The organism is Nocardia sp. NPDC058518 (assembly GCF_042719655.1).
Classification (GTDB): domain Bacteria; phylum Actinomycetota; class Actinomycetes; order Mycobacteriales; family Mycobacteriaceae; genus Nocardia.
On record NZ_JBHXNJ010000039.1, the window covers coordinates 35,721 to 53,078 of the forward strand.

15 protein-coding genes are annotated in these 17,358 nt (G+C 68.4%); 4 read left to right on the plus strand and 11 right to left on the minus strand.

Features of this window, described 5'->3' with window-relative positions; genetic code table 11:
• On the minus strand, window positions 1-986 hold a 986-nt coding region (locus ACFWPX_RS36190; RefSeq protein ID WP_378933347.1), incomplete at its 3' end, for an amidase family protein.
• A 151-nt stretch (window positions 987-1,137) separates the two neighbouring features.
• Between ACFWPX_RS36190 and ACFWPX_RS36195 the strand changes: the two genes are divergently transcribed.
• Window positions 1,138-3,534 carry a protein kinase gene (locus tag ACFWPX_RS36195; protein WP_378933350.1) on the plus strand — a complete coding sequence of 799 codons (2,397 nt, stop codon included), beginning with the start codon at window positions 1,138-1,140 and terminating at the stop codon, window positions 3,532-3,534.
• 51 nt (window positions 3,535-3,585) lie between these two features.
• Complete coding sequence (locus ACFWPX_RS36200; protein ID WP_378933353.1) at window positions 3,586-5,493, plus strand: protein kinase; 1,908 nt, start codon at window positions 3,586-3,588, stop codon at window positions 5,491-5,493.
• 141 nt (window positions 5,494-5,634) lie between these two features.
• On the opposite strand, the gene hpt is transcribed toward ACFWPX_RS36200, so the two are convergent.
• Genes hpt through dacB form a run of 4 tightly spaced genes read right to left on the minus strand, consistent with a single transcriptional unit; the run spans window position 5,635 to window position 9,796 of the window.
• Window positions 5,635-6,186 carry a hypoxanthine phosphoribosyltransferase gene (gene hpt, locus ACFWPX_RS36205; RefSeq protein WP_056819061.1) on the minus strand — a complete coding sequence of 184 codons (552 nt, stop codon included), beginning with the start codon at window positions 6,184-6,186 and terminating at the stop codon, window positions 5,635-5,637.
• Window positions 6,187-6,210: 24 nt separating this feature from the next.
• Window positions 6,211-7,242, minus strand: a complete 1,032-nt coding sequence (gene tilS / locus ACFWPX_RS36210) for a tRNA lysidine(34) synthetase TilS (RefSeq protein WP_378933356.1) — start codon at window positions 7,240-7,242, stop codon at window positions 6,211-6,213.
• Between the two features lie 22 nt (window positions 7,243-7,264).
• Window positions 7,265-8,326: a zinc-dependent metalloprotease gene (locus ACFWPX_RS36215; RefSeq protein WP_378918504.1), complete on the minus strand. Its 1,062-nt coding sequence runs from the start codon at window positions 8,324-8,326 to the stop codon at window positions 7,265-7,267.
• A gap of 12 nt (window positions 8,327-8,338) precedes the next feature.
• A complete protein-coding gene (gene dacB / locus ACFWPX_RS36220; RefSeq protein WP_378933361.1) occupies window positions 8,339-9,796 on the minus strand; it encodes a D-alanyl-D-alanine carboxypeptidase/D-alanyl-D-alanine-endopeptidase in 1,458 nt (485 codons plus the stop codon).
• Between the two features lie 164 nt (window positions 9,797-9,960).
• On the opposite strand from dacB, the gene ACFWPX_RS36225 reads away from it, so the two are divergent.
• Window positions 9,961-10,449: an inorganic diphosphatase gene (locus tag ACFWPX_RS36225; protein ID WP_266297542.1), complete on the plus strand. Its 489-nt coding sequence runs from the start codon at window positions 9,961-9,963 to the stop codon at window positions 10,447-10,449.
• A 56-nt stretch (window positions 10,450-10,505) separates the two neighbouring features.
• On the opposite strand, the gene ACFWPX_RS36230 is transcribed toward ACFWPX_RS36225, so the two are convergent.
• Complete coding sequence (locus ACFWPX_RS36230; RefSeq protein ID WP_378918509.1) at window positions 10,506-10,733, minus strand: hypothetical protein; 228 nt, start codon at window positions 10,731-10,733, stop codon at window positions 10,506-10,508.
• Window positions 10,734-10,947: 214 nt separating this feature from the next.
• Here ACFWPX_RS36230 and ACFWPX_RS36235 point away from each other — a divergent pair, with 214 nt between their 5' ends.
• Window positions 10,948-12,135 (plus strand): serine hydrolase domain-containing protein, encoded by a 1,188-nt coding sequence (locus tag ACFWPX_RS36235; protein ID WP_378933364.1) that lies wholly within the window; start codon window positions 10,948-10,950, stop codon window positions 12,133-12,135.
• A gap of 15 nt (window positions 12,136-12,150) precedes the next feature.
• Here ACFWPX_RS36235 and ACFWPX_RS36240 read toward each other — a convergent pair whose 3' ends face one another.
• From ACFWPX_RS36240 to ACFWPX_RS36260, 5 genes are all read right to left on the minus strand, one after another.
• Entirely contained in the window at window positions 12,151-12,810 is a 660-nt protein-coding gene (locus ACFWPX_RS36240; RefSeq protein WP_378918513.1) for a response regulator, read from the minus strand.
• Complete coding sequence (locus tag ACFWPX_RS36245; RefSeq protein ID WP_378933367.1) at window positions 12,798-14,048, minus strand: sensor histidine kinase; 1,251 nt, start codon at window positions 14,046-14,048, stop codon at window positions 12,798-12,800. The genes ACFWPX_RS36240 and ACFWPX_RS36245 overlap by 13 nt, the downstream gene beginning before the upstream one ends.
• Before the next feature lie 7 nt (window positions 14,049-14,055).
• Window positions 14,056-15,828, minus strand: a complete 1,773-nt coding sequence (locus ACFWPX_RS36250) for an MDR family MFS transporter (protein ID WP_378933371.1) — start codon at window positions 15,826-15,828, stop codon at window positions 14,056-14,058.
• A complete protein-coding gene (locus tag ACFWPX_RS36255; protein ID WP_378933374.1) occupies window positions 15,825-16,319 on the minus strand; it encodes a MarR family winged helix-turn-helix transcriptional regulator in 495 nt (164 codons plus the stop codon). Before ACFWPX_RS36255 ends, ACFWPX_RS36250 begins: the two co-directional genes overlap by 4 nt.
• Before the next feature lie 86 nt (window positions 16,320-16,405).
• On the minus strand, window positions 16,406-17,227 hold the full coding sequence (locus ACFWPX_RS36260) for a crotonase/enoyl-CoA hydratase family protein (RefSeq protein WP_378933377.1): 822 nt from the start codon (window positions 17,225-17,227) through the stop codon (window positions 16,406-16,408).
• Window positions 17,228-17,358: the final 131 nt, after the last annotated feature.

Sequence of the window (17,358 nt, forward strand, 5' to 3'; positions counted from 1 at the left end):
GTCCCACACCACCCCGGCGCGGGGGGGGGTCGGGGGGCCGCCGGGTTGACCCCGGGGGGCCCCGCCCGGCGCGGGCCCCCCCCGGGGGGGCGCGCCGCCGCCGTCCAATGCCGATCCATGCGGACCAGTCGCGACGGCGGAGCCACGGCCAGCCCGATGCGTAGTCGCTGTGGCTTGCGTAGTTCGGCCAGGTCGGAGCGGCCAGCCAGCACCGACAGCGCCAGTGCCGCGTCCGACACCGTCGTCGCGAGCACGCCGTTCTCGGCCAGTCCCGCCCAGGAATCGGCGCCGATCTGCGAGGGCACGACGTGTCTACCTGGCTTGATCCCGAAAACTCCACACGCGGCGGCGGGCACCCGGATCGACCCGAGGCCGTCGTTGCCGTGCGCGATCGGAACGAGTCCGGCGGCCACCGCGGCGGCCGCGCCACCCGAGGATCCCCCCGGTGACCGGCCGACATCGCGTGGATTACGCGTGACGCACCCTTCGGAGTCGGTACTGGCCCACAAACCGAGTTCCGGCATGGCCGTCAACCCGACAACGATCGCGCCCGCGGCCCGCAACCGGGCCACCACCGGGTGATCGAGGCTCGCCGCCTCGGCGGAGGTGGCCGCCGAACCCGCGCGGGTCTGCTCCCCGGTCACCGCGATGTTCTGCTTCACCGCCACCGGCACACCGGCCAGCGGCAACTCGTCGAGGTCCAGTCTGGCGGCCAGTTCCCGCGCTTCGGCTCTGGCCCGCTCGGCTCGCACCACCGTGAACGCGTTGATCTTGCGATTCTCCGAGGCGATTCGGGCGAGCGCGTCGGCGGTGACGTCGGCGGGCGTGATGGTGCCGGCACGGACCCGGGCGGCCAGTGCCGCAGCGGGGCCGCCGATGGGGTATTCGTCGGCAGGAGGGCGGGACGAGTCCATCGTCACCTCAGCGTCCGTTACGCCGTCGTCGTCGACGGACTCCCATGCTACCGCTGTGAGGTCTTCGTTCATCTGCGGATTCGCCCCCGTCGCATGGTCGTCGAAATTCGGGTGATCAGCTCTAGAGGCGCAAGTTATCATTTCTAGTACAGCTCTCCGGCGATGGCGGCGGGTGTGGCGGAATGAATTTCGCACCGATCCGCGCGAACTCTTAGGTCGGTTGATGAGCGATAGCACCGGAAGCGGGGGACAACCCGACGAGACAGCCGGTCGGGCCACGAATGTGCGCGCCGACATGGTCGAGGCGTTCGCCGCCGCGTGGGGTGCGGCCGCCGAGCGCCCGCCCGAGATCGCCGAGTTCCTCCCCGACGCCGCCACCTTGCGCGCACAGGCGCTGCACGAACTGATCCGGGTCGACCTGCGCCAGCGCTGGCTGCATCACACGGGCACCGACATCGCGCGCAAGCGGCTGATCAACTACTGCGCCGAGTTCCCCGAACTCGATCGCGCGACGCTACCCGCCGGACTGGTGTTCGAGGAATTCGTCATCCGCAGGCACAGCGGCGAACGCGTCGATCCGCGCGATTGCCTGCGCGAATACCCCGAGCAGGCGGCCAGTCTGCGCGGTCTGCTCAATACCGACGAGCTCGATCAGAGCACCCACCGGTCCGACGATCTCGACGCGACGATGAACCGAACGCCGGACTCGACTCGTAGTACCCACGTGACCAGCCCGCATCTCGACCTCACCGCGACCGCCACGTCGGCCGCGACGGTCGCGCACTCGGGGCCCGGCGAGTTCGAGCCGCTCGACCGCATCGAGGTCGGCCAGCGCATCGGCGATTTCGAACTGCTCACCGGGCTCGGTGCGGGTGCGTTCGCGCGCGTCTTCCTGGCCCGGCAGACGTCGATGCAGCGTCTGGTCGCGGTGAAGATCTCCGCCGACCGCGGCACCGAACCCCAGACCCTGGCCCAGCTCGACCACGACTACATCGTGCGCGTGTTCGACCAACGGCTGCTCGACACCGACTCGGCCCCCTCGGGTTCACGACGCCTGCGCCTGCTCTACATGCAGTTCCTGCCCGGCGGCACTCTGCTCGGCCTGCTGCGCTGGGTCCGCGCGACCCCACCCGCCGAGCGCAGCGGCAAACTGCTGCTCGACGCGGTGGACGCGGCCATGGAGGAGAAGGGCGAGATCCGCCCGACCGATTCGAGCGTGCGCTCCGAAATCGCCGCCCTGAGCTGGCCGGAAACGGTCGCCTGGCTGGGCAGGCGGCTGGCCGAGGCCCTCGATTACGCGGCCGAGCACGGGGTCTTGCACCGCGATGTGAAACCGGCGAATGTACTGCTCACCGCCGAAGGTGTCCCCAAGCTCGCCGACTTCAACATCAGTTTCAGCCGCACCGTCGCAGGGACAAGCCCGGTGGCCTACTTCGGCGGATCGCTGTCCTACATGTCGCCCGAACAGCTGGAGGCCTGTCACCCCAGCCTCGGCCGCACCGCCGCCGACCTCGACACCCGCAGCGATATCTTCTCCCTCGGCGTCGTCCTGTGGGAACTGCTGACCGGCGCGAAGCCGTTCGACGACAGCACGGCCGAAGCCGAGGGTCGTGGCGACGAAACCACTCTCGAAGCGATGCTCGAACGACGAACCGTCGGCGTCGACCCCGCCGCGCTGGACCGAGTTCCGGCGAACTGTCCCACTGCCCTGCGCCGCGTCCTGCTGACCTGCCTCGACCCGGACAGGTCGCGTCGCTGGGCCGACGGTGGCGTGCTGGCCAAGCAGTTCGACCTGTGCCTGGACGCCCGCGCCCGCGACCTCGTCGACCCGCCGCCGAACAGCTGGCGGATGCAGTGGCGCAAGTGGCCGTTGCTGGTGATGATCTTGGCGATCGGCGTTCCCAACGCACTTGCTTCCTGGTACAACATTCAGCACAACCAGAATCTGGTGGTGAGCAGGCTCAGCGAGACCGCCCAGCAATCGTTCGTCGTGATCACCGCGGGCGTGAACGTGGTCTTCTTCCCGCTTGGCGCGGCGGTGCTCATCTACCTTGCCCGTTTCGTGCTCTCCGTGCCGCGCGGGCTTCGCCACGGCCGCCGCTACGACCCAGAGATCCTGCGCCGCACCAGACACGACACCTTGCGCATCGGCGACCGGGTCGTGATCGTCGTGTTCTCGCTGTGGGCGATCTCCGGGCTCACCTTCCCGATCGCGCTGCAATTGGCCGCGGGTGACGTCCCCAGCCGCGCCGTGGTCCACTTTCTCGCATCCCTGCTGGTCTGCGGCGCGATCGCCGTCGCCTACCCGTTCTTCCTCGTGACGTTCTACCTGGTCCGCTGCATCTACCCGATCTTCCTTCGCCACGGTGAGATCAGTACCGACGACAGCACCTGGCTCCGCGCGCTGAGCCGCCGCTGCACCTGGTACCTCGCGGTCGCGGCCTCGGTCCCCCTGCTCGCGGTAGCGGGTGTCACCTTCCTCCCGCCCGGCGATATCCCGGCCGTGATCGTCGCCGTCCGGGTCCTCTGCGTCGGCGGCATCTTCGCCTTCATCGCCTCCTACCTGCTCTTCCGCGCACTGGAAGCCGACTTGAAAGCCCTGGAACGCGTAGTCAGCTGACGATGCCCGGCACGGATGAACTTCTGTGCGCCCGCGTCCGTATGCCCCGTCGTGAGCTCGACAGTCATCACCGAGGCGACCCGTCCCTCGCTCGACCGCACCGCCACCATGCACCCCACCGATCGTCGCGGGCTCGACCGGTTCGAGGCGGGCGCGCGAATAGGCGACTTCGAGCTGCTCACCGAGCTCGGTTCGGGCGCGTTCGCCCGGGTCTTCCTCGCCAGGCAGCGCTCGATGCAGCGTTTGGTCGCGGTGAAGATCTCCGCCGACAGCGGCACCGAGCCACAAACCCTGGCCCAGCTCGACCACGAGTACATCGTGCGTGTCTTCGATCAGCTGGTGCTCGATCCACCGGACGACGGCTCACCCCGCCTGCGTCTGCTGTACATGCAATTCCTGCCCGGTGGCACCCTGCTCGGGCTGCTGCGCTGGGTGCGCGCGACCCCACCCGCCGAACGCAGCGGCAGGCTCCTGCTCGACGCGATCGATGCGGCGATGGCGGAGAAGGGCGAAATCCGTCCGTCGGATTCGAGCGTCCGCCGCGAGATCGCCGAACTCAGCTGGCCCGACACCGTGGCCTGGCTGGGCAGGCGCCTGGCCGCGGCGCTCGATCACGCGGCCGACCGTGGCGTGCTGCACCGTGATGTGAAGCCGGCGAATGTCCTGCTCACGGCCGAGGGTGTGCCCAAGCTCGCCGATTTCAATATCAGCTTCAGCGAGAAGGCGGGCACCAGCCCGCTCTCGTATTTCGGCGGGTCGCTCGCCTACATGTCGCCCGAGCAGCTCGAGGCCAGCCATCCCGGCCACGATCGCAGTGCCGCCGACCTCGAAGCACGCTCCGATCTCTTCTCACTGGGCGTGCTGCTCTGGGAATTGCTCACCGGCACAAAGCCGTTCGACGACACCGGCGCGGACGACCCCGCCTGGGGGGATCAGACCAGACTCGAAGCGATGCTCACCTCGCGGAGTGCGGGCGTGAGTGATTCGGCGCTGCGCCGGCTTCCGCCGAACTGCCCGCCCGCGCTGCGCCGGGTGTTGTTGCGCTGCTTGCGACCTGAGCGAACAGACCGCTGGCCCGACGGCACGGTTCTCGCCGAGCAGTTCGATCTGTGCCTGGACCCGCGCAGCCGAAACCTGGTCGACCCGCCCGCCGGTTCCTACCGAATTCGCTTGCGGCCCTTCATGGTGCCGCTGATGGCACTGGCGATCGCGGTGCCCAACGCGCTCGCCGTGCGGTACAAGACCTGGCAGAACTCCGGTCTGCTGGTGCAGCGGCTCGAACCCGCCGCTCGTGAAGCGGTGCACATCGTCTCGGTGGTCACCAATGTGATGGCTTTCGCGCTCGGCGCGGTGATACTGGTCTACCTGTCCCGCCACGCGATCCTGATTCCGCGCGCCTTGCGGGCCGGACGGCGCGTGAGCACCGGCGCACTGGCGCAGGCCGGAAGGCAATCGCTGTACCTGGGCGACCGGGCAGTTGTTGTCGCGGTGCTGTTCTGGGTCACAGCGGCCGCTGTTCTGCCCGCCACGGTGAAGGCCAGCACCGGTCACCTGGGGACCCGCACCACGGTGCAATTCCTGACGTCGAACGCCATCGGGTGCGCGGTCGCGGTGACCTACGCGTTCTTCCTGATCACCTTTTACATGGTCCGCTGCGTCTACCCGATCTTCCTCCAGCAAGGCCACCGGTTCCACACCGATGCCGCAGCGCTGCGCGGACTTCTCCAGCGCTGCGGCTGGTACCTGGCGGTCGCCGCGTCCATCCCGCTGATCGCGATGGTCGCCATCACCTTGCTTCCCACCGAGGATCTGCTGCCGACCCTGGTCTCGCTGCGCGCGGTCTACCTCGGCAGCGTCATCGCCTTCATCGGCTCCTACGTGCTGTTCCGCGCGATCGAAGCCGATATCCGGGCACTGATCAGGGTCGTCGATCCCCAGCCCCGCACGCCCCGACCATGAGGAGGGGCCGCCGACGCAGTCGGCGGTTCGCGGCCGTCCCGTCGATCAGGTGCCGTTGCGTAGGCGACGAAGGAGCAAGCAACGGTGCCTGATCGACGGGACCGGCGGGGCCGCGAACTCGAGCGCGCCAGCGCTCCAGTATTACGAGTACACAGCCGGGTTGAGGGTGCCGATGTAAGGGAGGTCGCGGTAGCGCTCGGCGTAGTCGAGGCCGTAGCCGACGACGAATTCGTTGGGGATGTCGAAGCCGACATGGGCGACGTCGACGGGGGTGCGCAGAGCGTCGGGCTTGCGGAGCAGGGTGACTACTTCCAGCGAGGCCGGGTTGCGGGTGGACAGGTTGCGCTTGAGCCAGGACAGGGTCAGACCCGAGTCGATGATGTCCTCGACGATCAGGACGTTGCGGCCCGCGATGTCCTTGTCCAGGTCCTTCATGATCCGCACCACGCCCGAGGACGAGGTGGACGACCCGTAGGACGACACGGCCATGAATTCGAGCTGGGTGGGGATCGACAGCGCCCTGGCGAAGTCGGTCATGAAGAAGATCGCGCCCTTGAGAACGCAGATCAGCAGGAGGTCGCCTTCGGGGGAATCGGGCGGGTATCGCTTGGCGACGAGCTCGGCCAGTTCCTCGATCTTGGCTTTGATCTCGTCTTCGGTGATCAGCACCGATGCGATGTCGTCTCCGTACACGGAAGTGGGTGTCCCTTCGTGGCATCAAATGCGCGGCTGTGCTCGCACCGCCAGCGTGCCATGTTCGCGCGTCACGACCAACCTGTGGTCCCTCGATCCGCCCCCCACAGCCACCCCGCCCTGCCCGCGCCAGTTGCTCACCAGCTCGTCGATCGCCTGTAAATGGGCGTTCATGAGCCCGGCGACACCCTGATCGGCGAGCCAGGTGCGCACGGCCCGGCGACGCAGCGCGGGCGGCGCAGTGGCCAGGATCTCGATCGACAGCGTCGGCCGATCGGTGTCGCCGGGACCACTGTCCGCACCGGTGCCGATCGAGCGCGCCGCCCGAAGTAGCTCGTCGGCGTAGGTATCGAGGACCGCGCCATCCGCACGGAGCTGATCGGCGGTGCGCGCCAGCGCCTTGGCCACCCCGCCCCCGAGCACCTCTTCGAGCAGCGGCAGCACTTCGTTGCGCACCCGCACTCTGGTGTATCCGGGGTCGGCGTTGTGCGGGTCGTCCCACGGTTCGATCCCGAGATCAGCACACATCTGCACCGTCTGCGCCCGCCGCACCCCGAGCAACGGCCTCCCCCACGGCGAATTCCACGCCACCATTCCCTGAATCGACCGGCCCCCGGACCCGCGCGCCAACCCGAGCAACACGGTCTCGGCCTGATCATCGAGGGTGTGCCCGAGCAACACCGGCCGCCCGTCCCGCATCGACTCCAGCGCCGCGTACCGAGCCGTCCGCGCGGCTGCCTCCACCCCGCCCGCACGCCCCACCTCGACAGGAACAACCACCGCCGCCACACACCCGAGCCCGCGCGCCTGTTCAGCCGCCCGCTCGGCAACCTCTCCCGACCCCTCCTGCAATCGATGATCGACCACCACCGCGGTCACCGCACCCGCCTCGACGACAGCGGCAGCCACCAGAGCCAGCGAATCAGCCCCACCGGACAACCCGACGACTACCGGCCCGCGCCCGCCCTGCCCCGCGACCCAGTCCCGCACACCTCGCCGCACAGCGAGCACCGCCGCGGTCTCCGGCAGTCGCAACCCGCCGGGCGACATCATCATCTCTGCAGGTTACCGAGCCGACCTACCCCAGCACCCGGCGAATCCACCGCTCCGGCTCATCGACCTCGTCCAGCAGCGGCAGCGTGTCCGCGTTCGTCCACACCGTGTTGAACTCCGCGACTCCCACCCGCTCGACCACCGCGTCGACGAACTTCTTGCCCCGGACGTACTGCGCGACCTTCGCATCCACCCCGAGCAGCGCCCTGAGTAACCGCTGAATCGGGTTCGAAGGCCGCTGCCTGCGCCGATCGAAGGCGGCCCTGATATCGGCGACGGTCGGCACCACAGCGGGTCCGACGGCGTCCATCACGTGGTCGGCGTGGCCCTCCAGCAGCGTGCCGAGCATCAACAGCCGATCCAGCGCCTCTCGCTGCGGCGGCGCCTGGGCCGCACGCAACAGCCCGACCACGCCACGACTGTTCGGATCGTCGGCGTTGTCCCCATTTCGCCGGGCCCGCACCTCACCGACCAACCGCGTGAGCATCTCGCTCATCGGCTCCTCGCCGACCTCGCTCAAGATGTCCACATTGGTGCGCATATACCCGGCCAGCCAGGGCGCCGACGAGAACTGCACCCGGTGCGTCACCTCGTGCAGGCACACCCACAACCGGAAGTCGCTCGGATCGACGCCGAGCGCCCGCTCGACACCGAGAATATTGGGCGCGACCAGCAGCAATGTGCCGTCCTCGCCGGTGAACGGGTCGTACTGCCCGAGAATCGCGGTGGACAGGAACGCCAGCATCGTCCCGGCCTGGACGCCCGCCGGTTTCCCGACGAGCCTGCCGCTGTCGGCGGACTCGATGCCGGTGAGCACCGACATCGAATCGGCGGCCGCGGAGATCCACCCCGGCCGGTCGACGATCCGCGCCTCCGGCACCGGCCGATCGTCGAGCAACCCGCTGACCTCACGCACCGGCAGTTCGGCCAGCACCGAGGCAGACGCCAACTCGGCGACGACCTGTTCCGCCGTCGCCCTCGACACGCGCGGCCCGGCGGGCGCGAGCAGCGCCCCCGTCCGCGCGGCCAGCCGCCAATCCACCGCTCCGCTGAAGCCGGAACTCTTGCGCTCGGTCTTGTCGGTCATAGCCACCTGTCTCTACGAGCATCCGCAGTTGCGCAGGGCACCCGCCACCGCGTCGAGCGCCGGCCTGCTCTGCTCCGGCAACCTGTCGTTCGACATGAGTGCGAAGGTGAGCACCCGCCCATCGCGGTCGAGTACATATCCGACCAACGCGCTGGCCACGCTCAGAGTTCCGGTCTTGGCCCGAACCCACCCCGCACCCTGGCGGTTCTGCGTGACGAAGCGCGGCGCGAGCGTGCCGGTGCCGCCCGCGACGGGCAGGTAGTCCAGCATCGGCGCGAGAGCCGCCGCGCGCGGGTCGTTTTCGGGCCTGGCCTGTGTTCCGGCGGGCACCACCGCCGCGGCGCCGGTCGGCTTGGCGGCGGTCGCCATGATCGAATCGAGCAGCTTCGGCGACACCCGGTCATCGACGGAGAGCCCGCTGTTGTCGGCCAAGTGCAGTCCGGTGATGTCGAAGCCGGCCGCCGACAGGGCCGCCGAGGTAGCCGCGACCGCTCCGGCGAAGGACGCGGGCTGTCCCGACGCCACCGCCAGCTCACGCCCGATGGTCTCGGCCAGCACATTGTCGGAATGAATCATCATGTCGTGCAGGCGAACTCGCAGCGGTGCCGATTCGACCTTCGCGATCTGGGCCCCGTTCTGCACGGCCGGACCGACCCGCACGGCACCCGGGTCGATACCCAGCTCGGCCGCCAGTGCCCGGCCCGCGTCGAGCGCGGGGTTCGCGGTGCGCGGGGAATAGTCGGCCGACGGATCGAACCGGCCCCCATCGACCATGATCGGTTCGATCGGCGTGATCGACCCTTCCGGAATGTCGATCGGATCCCAGCCCGAAGCCATGGTCGGCCCGGAGTAGGCGGATGTGTCGACCACGATCGCGTTCGCCTGCCTGCCCGCGGCCCGCACCTGCGCGGCCAGATCCGAGATCCGCGCGCCGTCGGTGTAGTAGCCACCGGCGGCCTGCGTGGTGAGCGTCGGATCCCCACCGGCGACCAGCACCAGCTCGCCGGGCGCACCTGCGAGCACCTTCGTGACCACCCGCTGATCATCGGGCAACGTCAGCAATGCCGCCGCGACCAGCATGATCTTCGCCGTCGACGACGGAATCATCGCCTTGGCCGGGTCCTGACTCCACAGCACCGCCCCGCTGCCCGGATCGGTCACCTGACCCGCGAAAGCACCCAGATCAGGGTTCCCGACCACCGGCGCGAGTGCCGCGGCGATCCCCGCCACCGTCGGCGCGGGCGCGTCCGATCGGGCAGGCGCCACCTCGGGAAACACCTGGCCCGTATCCGGCGGCGGCGCCACGGTGAGCCCGCCGTGCCGGAATTCCGGCGTCCATGGCTGTGCGATCGCCGCGAAACCGCCCGCGATCACCAGGAGCGCGACGACCACCGCCGACAACCAGATCCAGCCGGACCCACGGCGCCGCTGCACCTGTGATCCCGGATTGCTGCCGCCTGTATCGACCACGACCGTGTCTCCCTCAACGCCGCCCGACACGCCTCGACTGCGCGACTACAGCCGCCTGCCGCACCGGTGTACCAGCACACCACACTATCCTCGTTGCGCAACGGTTCCCCAGAACGATCTGGCGATTCGGCACAGACCAGCACTCGAACGAGCAAGGAGATGGCGTGGAGTTCGACGTCACCATCGAGATTCCCAAGGGTTCTCGGAACAAGTACGAGGTCGATCACGAGAGCGGCCGGGTCAAGCTCGACCGGTACCTGTACACCTCCATGGGCTACCCGGCCGACTACGGCTTCATCGAGAACACCCTCGGCGAAGACGGCGACCCGCTGGACGCGCTGGTGCTGCTGCCCGAGTCGGTGTTCCCCGGTGTGATCGTCGAGGCCCGCCCGGTCGGCGTGTACCGCATGACCGACGAGGCCGGTGGCGACGACAAGGTGCTGTGTGTCCCCGCGGGCGACCCGCGCTGGGACCACATCCAGGACCTGGGCGACGTCTCGGAGTTCGAACTGTCGGCGATCAAGCACTTCTTCGAGCGCTACAAGGATCTCGAGCCCGGCAAGTACGTCGAGGGTTCGGAGTGGCTGGGCCGCGCCGAGGCCGAGAAGATCATCGACGAGTCCTTCGCCCGGCTGAAGGAATCCGGCCACTGAGCCGATAGACCTACGAAAAACGGGAAGTCCGAAGAGTTTCGGACTTCCCGTTTTTGTCAGTACCAGATGTAGAGGTCCCAGCCGTCCCAGGTCTCCGTGCACTCCCAGTAGTACCCACCGGTGTACGGATCCTCCCCGGCCGCGCGGCACTGGTAGAGCTCGTAGTACGTGCCGTAATACGTGCCGTACGGCGCCGCGGCGGCACTGCCCGCACCGACCGCCGACACCCCGGCGACGGTCGCGACGGCCAGCGCAGCGGCGGCGATAGTGGATTTGATGCGCATGCTGTTTCTCCTGATGCGTGCAATTTCGACTTCTCGAAGTTGTTTCGACGTCTCGAAGTTATTGCGGCGCAGGGGTTTGAACAGCCACCCCTAGGGGTAGGTTCGCGCTCCCCTTGGTCGCTTCACCTACCCCACCCCTGGTAGTGCTGACACCACCTTCGATTCGGGTGCGCGCGGCATAGGCACCGCAGCCGCCCGTTCCTAGGCTCGAATCATGCAGACCGACAACACTTTTTCGAGCAAGTCACTGCGCGCCATCGCGGCCGGAACCGGATTGCTCGCACTGTTGGCCGTCACGGCGTGCGGCCCCGGGAACAGCGCCACCGCCGCGCAACCCGATCGGCCCGAGATCCGGCAGGCGCTCGAAGCGGTGGTGCAGGCGGGATTCCCCGGCGCCCAGGCCGTGATCACCACCGCGGCCGGCGAACGGACCATTTCCGCCGGGGTCGGTGATATCGACACCGGCGCACCGATACCCGACAACGCGTACGTCCGGATCGGCAGCAATACCAAGAGTTTCGTCGCGACCGTGGTCCTGCAATTGGTCGCCGAGGGCAAGGTCGAGCTCGATGCTCCCGTCGAGCGGTACCTGCCCGGAGTCGTGCAGGGCAGCGGCAACGACGGCAACCGCATCACCGTGCGGCAACTGCTCCAGCACACCAGCGGCCTACCGGACTACGTGGCCGGTGGCGATCCCAGCCTGCGCGCCGACCCCGGCACGCAGCAGATCGAACCCGATCCGGAACTCATCCGCCTGCGCCACTATTCGCCCGCCGAACTGGTCCGCATCGCGATGACGATGCCGCCGCGACACGAACCCGGCGCCCGCTCGGTCTACACCAACACCAACTACATCCTGCTCGGCATGCTGATCGATCAGGTCACCGGCCGTCCGGCCGCCACCGAGATCACCACCAGGATCATCGAGCCACTCGGCTTGCGGGATACCTACTTCCCCGCTTCCGGCGACACCGGCCTGCGCACGCCACACCCGCGCGGGTACCAGGAAATCGATGGTGCCCGTGTCGATTTCACCGAGTTCGACCCTTCATGGGGCGATACCGCGGGCGCGATGATCGCCACCGGCTCGGACCTGAACCGCTTCTTCATCGCCTTACTGGAAGGAAAGCTGCTGCCCGCCGCCCAACTCGAACAGATGCGCCAGACAGTGCCCTTCGACCGAATGCCCTCGGCTGGTTACGGTTTGGGCCTCGTCGAGCAGACCACCTCGTGCGGCAAGAAGACCGTCGCCCACGGCGGCAGCATCCCCGGTTTCGACACCCGTACCGGTGTCACCGCCGACGGCGTCGCGGTGACCATCACCGTGAACGAGCTGCCGACCAGCGAGGACAAGGCGAAGGTTGTCGAGCGGGCCTTCGACACCGTCGTGTGTGCGTCGTGAGACCGACCTGATCTATCAGGACGGTCCGGGCCGCGAGTCCAGGTATGCCAGTACGGCGAGGACCCGGCGGTGCCCCGATTCGTCGGCGGCGAGCCCGAGCTTGGCGAAAATACTGCGAATGTGTTTGAGCACAGCGCCTTCGGTGACGACAAGGCGTGCCGCGATGGCGGAGTTGTCCTGTCCTTCGGCCATCAGCGCGAGCACTTCGCGTTCGCGGGCGGTCAGCGTGGACAGCGGATCGTCGACCTTGCGGCGCACCAGCAGTTGTGCGATCACTTCCGGGTCCATCGCGGTGCCACCGGCGGCGACGCGGTGCAGGGATTCGAGAAACCGGTCGACCTTGCCGACCCGTTCCTTGAGCAGGTACCCGACGCCACCGCGACCGTCGCCGAGCAGTTCGGAGGCGTAACTGTCCTCCACGTAGGAGGACAGGACGAGCACCGGCAGCCCCGGGTGGACGGTCCTGGCGCGCACCGCGGCGCGCAGGCCGTCGTCGGTGAAGGTGGGCGGGAGCCGCACGTCGACCACCACCACGTCGGGCCGGTCGGCGGTGACGACGGCGAGGAAGTCGTCGGCATTGTCGACGGCAGCGACCACGTCGATCCCGGCCGTCTTCAACAGCAGGGCGAGGCCTTCCCGCAGGAGGGCGTCGTCCTCGGCGATCACGACCCGCACGGCAACTCCACCCGCACCACAGTAGGCCCACCGTCGGGGCTGCTCAGCGTCATCTGCCCGTCGAGCGCCTCGGCCCTGCGCCGGGTGCCAGCGAGACCGCCGCCAGCCGTCACCCGCGCTCCACCCACGCCGTCGTCGCGGATCTCGACGGTGAGCAGATCGGGCGCCCCGCCCAGTTCGATCGACAGCGATTCGGCGCCGGAGTGTTTGGTCGCGTTGGCGATGGCCTCGGCGATCACGAAATAGGCGGCGGCCTCCACCGCCATCGGCCGCCGGGTGATGCCGTTCGTCTCGAGCACACACGGGATCGGACTGCGCGCGGCCAGCGCGGAAACGGCGCTGTTCAGGCCCCGATCCGAGAGCACCGGCGGGTAGACACTTCGCACCACATCGCGCAGTTCGGCCAGGGCCGCCGAAGCCGTGTCCTGTGCGGTGCGCACCATCCGGTCGGCGGCATCGCGATCACGGTCGCGCAATTGCTCGGCGAGCCCGAGTTGCATGATCACCGCCGCGATTCTGGCTTGGGCACCATCGTGCAGATCGCGTTCGATGCGGCGCAGTTCGGCACCGTGGGCGTCCAGCGCGGCGGCCCTGGTCGCGGTCAGTTCGACGACCCGATCGGCCAGCAGCGCGTTCTCGTCCGGTGCGAGCAACGCCTGCGCCAGCCGGGCCTGCGCGTTCGCCGCCTCGGGCGCACGCAACGCGAGTGCGCCGTAGACGATGCCGACCACCGCGCTCACCACGGCGGCGGTCCACGAATCGATCACGATGCCACTGCTCGACACGGTGCCGTCGGCCACCGCACCCCAGTAGCCGGCAACGGCGAGATGCTGCACCGCGCTCAGCGGCAGCGCCACCGCCAGCGCGGCCAATGGCAATCCGATGATGGCGTGCAGCACCAGCCAGGCGAGATCGCGCCGATTCGCCGGATCGGCGGCCAGCGTCGCGAGCTGATGACGCAGGTCGCCGGTCAACGGCTGATAGGCGGGCACGATCGACGTACCGAGCCGTTTGCCCGCCCTGCGCCGCTCGACTCCCAGCAGCGGCCGGATCAATTTGACCGCCTCCGGCAGGGCGGGAATCCCGATCCCGATCAGGCTCACCGCCGCGACGATCGCCAGTGCGACCACCGCGAACAACGACGCGATCCCGGTCAGCCCGCCGATCCCCAGATAGCCGACAGCGGCGGGCAGACGACGTAACCGCCGCCGGACCCCGCCGCTGCCGAATCGACTCACCTGATGATCATGCCGGTGGCGCGCCCGACCCCGGGCGAGCACCCACATCCGCGCCACGCCGATCGTCTGCGAGAACACTGGACTGCGCGGCGGTGTCGACCAGCGCACCAACCCCTTCGGCGGCCTTGGCATCGCCGTCGGCCTGGATCCCGCCCGACATGCGCAGCGGGACTTCCTTCCAGAACAGCACCAGCAGCAGTGCGATCAGCGCGACGCCCGCCGCGACGAGGAACACCGTCGACATCGACTCGGCGAAGCCCACCTGGAAGGGCTTGGCCAGGTCTGGGTCGAGCTGCTGAATGATCGAGCTGTCCTGCAGCACCTTGCCCGCGGCCGAAGTGTCGTGTGCAAGCAAGCCCTTGGCGAGCGCGGCATCGGCCGGATTGCTGCTCTGCGCACCCTCGATCACGGCCTGCTGGTAGGTGGGGTCCGCGGCCGACCGCTGCATTTCGGCGGTGATGTTCGGGGTGAGCAGCGAGAACAGGATCGACAGGAACACCGCCGCGCCGAGGGTACCGCCGATCTGGCGGAAGAAGGTCGCCGACGCGGTGGACACACCCATGTCCTTGGGCGGCAACGCGTTCTGCAACGCCAAGGTCAGCGGCTGCATGAGATTGCCGAGGCCGAAGCCGGTGACCGCCATGAACGCCATCGCCAGCCACAGCGGGCTGTCGGCGCCGAGCAGATGCAGCAGGAACAACCCGAGCGTCAGCATGATCGCGCCGATCACCGGGAAGGCCCGGTAGCGGCCGGTTTTCGAGATCAGCCGACCCGAGAGGATCGAACCGGTCATCAGCCCGAGCACCATCGGAAGCATCTGCAGGCCAGCCTCGGTCGGCCCGGCACCGCGCACCACCTGCAGGTACTGCGGCAGCAGCAGCATGCCGCCGAACATCGCCGCACCGACGACGAACGAGATCACCACACCGAGTGCGAAGGTCACGTTGTCGAAGATCCGCAGCGGGATCAACGCGGCGTCACCCATGAACTTCTCCACCGCGACGAACCCGATCAGGCCGAGCGCGCCGATCGCGTAACAGATCACCGAATATGTACTGCTCCAGCCCCATTCGCGACCCTGTTCGGCCACGATCAGCAGCGGAACCAGTCCGATCGCGAGCACCATCGCGCCCGCGAAGTCGATGCGATGGGTGGCGTGTGGCTTGCGCGGCAGGTTCAGTACCCGGGTCACCACCACCAGCGCGAGCAGCCCCAGCGGCACGTTCACCAGGAACACCCAGCGCCAGCCGGTGATGCCGAAGATGGTTTCCTGCCCGGCCAGCAGACCGCCGAGCACCGGCCCGAGCACGCTCGAAATACCGAACACCGCGAGGAAATACCCCTGGTAGCGGGCTCGCTCACGGGGTCCGATGATGTCGCCCATGATGGCCAGCGCCAACGACATCAGCCCGCCCGCGCCCAGGCCCTGGAACGCCCGGAACGCGGCCAGCTGATACATCGACGTGGCCAGTGTGCACAGCAGCGAACCGACGATGAACAGCCCGATCGCGGTCAGGAAGAACGGCTTTCGGCCGAACATGTCCGAGAGTTTGCCGTAGAGCGGCGTACTGATCGTGGCGGTGATCAGGTAGGCCGTGGTTGCCCAGGCCTGCAGCGAATAGCCGTCGAGGTCGTCGGCGATGGTGCGGATGGAGGTCGACACGATCGTCTGATCGAGTGAGGCCAGCAGCATGCCGAGCATCAGGCCGGACAGGATGGTCAGGATTTGGCGATGGGTGAAGCCGGCCGGCGATTCCACCGGGGCCGCGGTTGTCGTCACGAAACGTTCTCCGTAGTGCTCAGTGCGGGCGGCTGGGTCAGCAGGACCGGGCGGGCCGCGTCGTAGTCGTCGACGAACCGCGTCAGCAGCCCGGCGAAGAGCGCGCGATCGTCGGCCGACCAGTTCTCGGTGATGATGGCGACGGAGTTCCGGCGCCGTGACCGGATCCGATCGGCCGTCTCGCGCCCGTGGTCGGTCACCTCGAGCACCGTTGCTCGCCCGTCATCCGGGTCGGCTGCGCGGACCACCAGGCCGCGCTCCACCAGCTGCGCGACCTGCCTGCTCACCGTCGACGCGTCCGAATTCACCGCCTCGGCGAGCGCACCCGAGCGCATCGGCCCGTCACACACCAGCCGGAACAGCACGACGAACCCCGCCGGGTCGATCCCCGAGCGGTCCTTGATCTGGGCCATCGCCCGATCGCGCAGCCGGTGCAGTCGCACGAGCTGGATCGCGATCGCGTCGATCGAGGGCTCACTCTCACTCAACACTTTTACCTTTACTTGCATCAATCAATTAGTTGTGTGATGCAAGTATGTAGGCAGAACGGTCGCCGGGGCAACCGTTTGAACTGCCTTTACTCGCCCTTGAACTCCGGCGCGCGCTTCTGGAACACCGCCGAAATCGCCTCGGGAAGGTCCTTCGACGGCAGGAACGCCGCGTTCCACGTCGACACATAACGCAGGCCGTCGGCCACCGCCGGGCTGGTCCGCTGCTCGAGCACGTCCTTGATGCCCTGTACCACCAGCGGGGGGTTGTCCGCGATCTCGCGGGCCATCGCGTGCGCGGCGGCCAGCACGGCCTCCTGATCGGCGAACACCTCGTTCACCAGACCCATCCGCTCGGCGCGCACCGCGTCGATGTCCTTGGCGGTGAAGGCCAGCTCACGCAGATTGCCCTCGCCGATGATGCCGGGCAGCCGCTGCAGCGAACCGATATCGGCGACGATCGCCACCTTCGCCTCGCGCAGGCTGAACTTGGCATCGGCGCTGGCCAGCCGAACATCGGCGGCCGCGATCAGGTCGAGCCCACCGCCGATGCACCACCCGGACACCGCCGCGATCACCGGCTTCGTGCACTCGGCCAGCGCCGTCACCGAGGCCTGCATCCGGCGGACCTCCTTGAGGAACTCCGTGCGCGGCCCCGCCTTGGCGTCGTCGGCCAGCACCGGCGCCAGCATCCCCGCGGTCGCGGCCAGGTCGAGACCGAACGAGAAGTGCTTGCCCGCCCCCGTGAGGACCACGGCCCGCACCTGCGGGTCCGCGTCGAGCTCGGCGAAGACTTCCGGCAGCTCGCGCCAGAAATCGGGTCCCATCGCATTGCCCTTACCCGGCCCGGTCAGCGTGACCTGGGCAACGTTGTCGGCGATCTCGACGGTAAAGGCTTTCCATTCACTCATGCCCTGATTATTGCCACCGTGCCAACTCACTCAACCCCGCACCCCCGACCTCGAGGAGGGGCGCCGCGCAGCGGCGGTTCGCGGCCGTCCCGTCGATCAGGCGCCGTTGCGTAGGCGACGAAGGAGCAAGC